Annotated in this window: 4 protein-coding genes; 2 read left to right on the top strand and 2 right to left on the bottom strand. The window is 40.4% G+C overall.

Annotated elements, in window-relative coordinates; translation table 11 throughout:
• Positions 1-225: transposase (locus BLQ57_RS20570; RefSeq protein WP_139162854.1), on the bottom strand; the 225-nt coding region annotated here is incomplete at its 3' end.
• A gap of 215 nt (positions 226-440) precedes the next feature.
• Here BLQ57_RS20570 and BLQ57_RS20565 point away from each other — a divergent pair.
• On the top strand, positions 441-1,394 hold the full coding sequence (locus BLQ57_RS20565; protein WP_087941457.1) for a zinc metalloprotease: 954 nt from the start codon (positions 441-443) through the stop codon (positions 1,392-1,394).
• A 192-nt stretch (positions 1,395-1,586) separates the two neighbouring features.
• On the opposite strand, the gene BLQ57_RS20560 is transcribed toward BLQ57_RS20565, so the two are convergent.
• Positions 1,587-2,939, bottom strand: coding sequence for a M24 family metallopeptidase (locus BLQ57_RS20560; RefSeq protein WP_087941458.1), 1,353 nt, complete (start codon positions 2,937-2,939; stop codon positions 1,587-1,589).
• Positions 2,940-3,153: 214 nt separating this feature from the next.
• Here BLQ57_RS20560 and BLQ57_RS20555 point away from each other — a divergent pair, with 214 nt between their 5' ends.
• Complete coding sequence (locus tag BLQ57_RS20555) at positions 3,154-3,690, top strand: hypothetical protein (RefSeq protein WP_087941459.1); 537 nt, start codon at positions 3,154-3,156, stop codon at positions 3,688-3,690.
• Positions 3,691-4,159: the final 469 nt, after the last annotated feature.

Genomic DNA, 4,159 nt, shown 5'->3' with positions numbered 1-4,159 from the left:
CCAAGTCCTGATCGATAAATTACTGCTCTGCATCACTGTACCGCTCTTGATACTGGTTCTAAATCCACAGGAAGCACATTGAAAAGAAAGCTTGTTTTCAAGCCAATAATGCTTGATTCCAGTACATTTCTTACAGATGATTCCTTGCTTGATCCTTTGTGATTTGATGAATTCAACACAGGAAGCCTCGTCAGGAAACCGATTAATGAAATTGATAATATTCATGGTCAAAACCGTTTATTTTGACCTAATTTAAATCGAGTTAAACCCTTAATAAAGCAATTGACACCAACTGTCAAAAAGAACTTATTTGGCTACTGGTGACTTTGCGGATATTCATATAAATTTTACATATTTTCAATATAAAACTAAAAACAAAAAAATAGTAAAAGGATATTTTTTCTATATTACTTCATATTTAACTTTAACTATAAGCTTTTATGAAAACAAAAAACATCTTAAGTTTCGCTATTGTAGGGATCACTTTAATCTCTTGTAGCGAGGAGATTAGATCTGACTTTCCATTGGCTAATCAACAAATTGAAAACAAGGTGGAGTTCAGAAAAAATCCATTTGGAGTAATTGAAACAGGAAAGGTATCTCCCAATGGAAGGCAAGTCAACGAAACTGTCAATGTAAAGTTATATTCAGCAGAATACCTGATGGCAGAGGAGTCAAATGAAGCTGGTAATCTCATTATCTTCGAAGATCGAGGGAATAAACAATTGAATGTTGATTTTTCCCCAGTGTTAAGTTTAGACGGAACACAAGAAATTGAATATTATGTTGATGATGTGAGAGCTCCTCAATCTATGGACTTTGATGAAGCTAGAGAGGCGGTTTTCAAAGCAGGATCAACTTGGAAAGATGTTACCTGTTCGGATTTGGGGATTGATGGAATTGATGGAATTGGTTTTCCAGTCGGCCTTGCCGCCTTTCTATACAATTTCCCGAGCACTCCTGGCTTTATTTCAGAAATAAACCATAATGGCTGGATGCCTGCTGAGTTTTTTGATCTAATTGCACCACCTAATGGTAGTGAAGGAATTATAGCTGTGACCTTTACTTTTTTAGCTATAGACGAAGAAGGTGAATTTGTTGATAGCAATAATGACGGAAAATTTGATGTGGGCTTTAGAGAAATTTATTACAACGACAGATTTATATGGTCAAATGAAGGATTAGGGATTGATGTGGAAACTGTAGCTCTACATGAAATGGGACATGGTCTGAGTCAAGAACATTTTGGGGCCGCGTTTTTCACCAAAAAAGGTGACTTAAAATTCTCGCCTAGAGCAGTAATGAATGCGAGTTATTCAGGTATCAATAGATCTATTAATGGAACCGATAAAGCTGGTCATTGTAGTATCTGGGGGAATTGGCCTAACAACTAAAAATCATCTATAAAAATTAAATCCCACCAAAAACCTGGTGGGATTTTTTATGAATTTAAAAATCACGAAACGCGATTAAATAAGATTTTCCAATCACTTCACATCCTTAAAGTCAATCTGAATTTGGGTATACTATGGGCTCCTAGCCTCACACGATATCCGCTTGTTTTGTAGAATTCTGAAGCTACTTCTTCAATTCCCTAAATAGCTACTCGCTCGTGGGATAGGTAATATGCTCTTTTGTCTTCCGTTGTAATAGCGTACTTTTTCACCGTCAAAAAAGGCACCCTCTTCCAACATAATCCTAACGTCCTTTTTCCATTCCTCCACATAAACTACGGCATTGAGTTCGATGGCATAGCCTGTATTGGCATGCAACGGAAAGTCTCCTGCTCCCGGCGTATCTCCCTGATTGTCCCACATGCCTATAGTCGGTCCTGCCGAATGTCCATAATAACCCAAGGGGTGGGTATAAATACTACCTCTGATTCCTTCTTTTTCCATTTGCATTCTGGCATTTCTTAGGATTTCATTCCCTGTTCTTCCCGCTACATAGCTATCCGTCAAAATATCCTGCAAACGATTCCCTACCTCAAAGGCCTTTTGAAGATAGGCAGGAACCTCTGTCTCCCCCATTTTCAATACATAAGCCAATTCTTGGGTATCGGTATTTAATCTCAGATAGGTTATTCCAAAATCAATATGTAATAAATCCCCCGGCATGATGGTCATCTCCGATGGCCTGGAAGCAAAAGAACGAGACGCCTCATTGGATTCAGGGTCAGGACGCTGAATATCTACCGTAGGATGAAACCAGGTATTGAGTTTGAGCTCTTTGATCCTCTCCCGGTACCACCACACCACATCCTCAGTGGTTGTCTTACCCGGTGTGATCACTTTTTCAGAAAGACCCTCTTGGATAATATCATGAGCCAACTGCTGAATATGCCTGTAGCTCGACATCTCTGCAGCAGTGCGGGTTTCTAACCATCTCACGGCGAGCGTTTGAGCCGAAACTACCTTCTCACGATCAGATGCAGGCAATTTCTCCATAAATGCCTCCCTTTCAGTGAAGGTCAAGCCATCAGCATGCCCATAATCCTTGGCGAAGTTTAATCCGATTTTTTTAGGATTTTTCTCCTTCACCAGATCCACCAAGGCTTCCCATTGATCAGGTTGACTTTCGGGATCCCAGGCTCTTTTGAAGGCTTTTCCCACATCGTAGCGGGCTATAGCAAAAGTCTCCACCGCTGCATTTGGGCTTGGCTGATACATCACGAGAATGGTACGTCTTCTCGCTGCCATCCAAGTAGCCGGAAGGAGCGTTCTGATCACCGGGTCTTCATTGTATTCTCTAGAAATTACAATCCACATGTCAACCTCGGTCTCTGTCATGAGTTGGGGCAAAAGTGAATTGATTCGATCATCCAACCATGAATCAATGAGTTCAGCCTGCTCCCGCTGAGATAATACGGCCAAATCTTGGGCAGGGAGAGAGTGGACAAAAACCAAAAGAGGTACTAATGCAAAGAGTAATTTTTTCATATGTCTAATTTTTGAAGTAAAAGCGTAAATCCTTTCTCTTACCTAGTCTTGATATCGCTTGGGTATAACATTTTGATCAGCGCTATTGGGGGCATAAGATAATTCTTTGTGGATAGAGATACGAGTTTGCAGCTTGAATTTTATGCAAAAGGAAAAAATCAACAGGGATTTAGCCCTTCTATGGATTCTGGATTTTGAGAAAATCTGAAAATTGATGACCTTTCTAAAGTCTATGAAAAACACGATTTTAATTTTAATTTTTCTGGGAATGAGTTTCAACTCATTTGCTCAATCCGAGGACTTTTTATTGGTGAAGCGAGGTTTTCAGGAAAAAAAATACCTGCGATTTTATACTGGAGAGTCCATCACCTATAAAAGTAAAAAGTTAGGCTATTTCGTCACTGACCAAATCCGTGGCTTTTCCCAAGATTACATTTTCTTATCAGAAAATATCTTGGCTTTGGAGGACATTTTGGAAATCGACATCCGAAACAAGGACAAAAGAAATTCAACACTGAAAAATCTAAATTTTTTGATTTTGGGTTCGGGAATCATCCTTCTCACAGCTGAGAGTATCAATTCACTATATCAAAACCGGGAATTTTCCATAGACCGAGGAGTGGGCTTGACTTCTGGGATTCTGTTGGGAACGGGTTTGGCACTTTTACCAATTCGCTATAAAACTTTCAAAAACCAAGGCAGAGGAAGGCTGCAGATTATTTTAAAGAATGAGCTGGAATTAGGGAACTAAGGAATTGTTTGATTGATAAATAGTCGAATCGATGAATCCTCTAAGCTCAGCGTTTTTATGTTATTCGGTGTTCTGGGTTGGTGATGAACTGATAAACTGTCGAACTGTTTAATCGATGAATCAAATCAAAGTGGCGTAGGCCTACCGGCAAAGGTTGGCACGACCGTTTGTGTAGCCCCGTATAAAGAGAGACGAAACGCCGAACGGAATACGGGGTTTAGTGGAAGAACAGATAGCCACCTCGGCCCGGTAGTCCGACGGAAAGTGAATAATTGTGCCGAGGAGGTCGGCAAAAATTCATTGGAACTAGTTCCCAAAAAAATATCGAATGATGAATTTTGAAGGAAGGTTAGCGCTGAAGGCGCGACAATATTAATACCTGTGCCCCTAAGGCGTATCCCCGTATGAAGTGAGGCGATAGCCGAACGGAATGCGTGGTATTAGGTTTTACCGCGGTCCCAGCGCTGGC

The organism is Algoriphagus faecimaris, assembly GCF_900101705.1.
Classification (GTDB): domain Bacteria; phylum Bacteroidota; class Bacteroidia; order Cytophagales; family Cyclobacteriaceae; genus Algoriphagus; species Algoriphagus faecimaris.
Note: the sequence above shows the minus strand (reverse complement) of the source record. Positions and strands in the feature narration are given on the sequence as shown.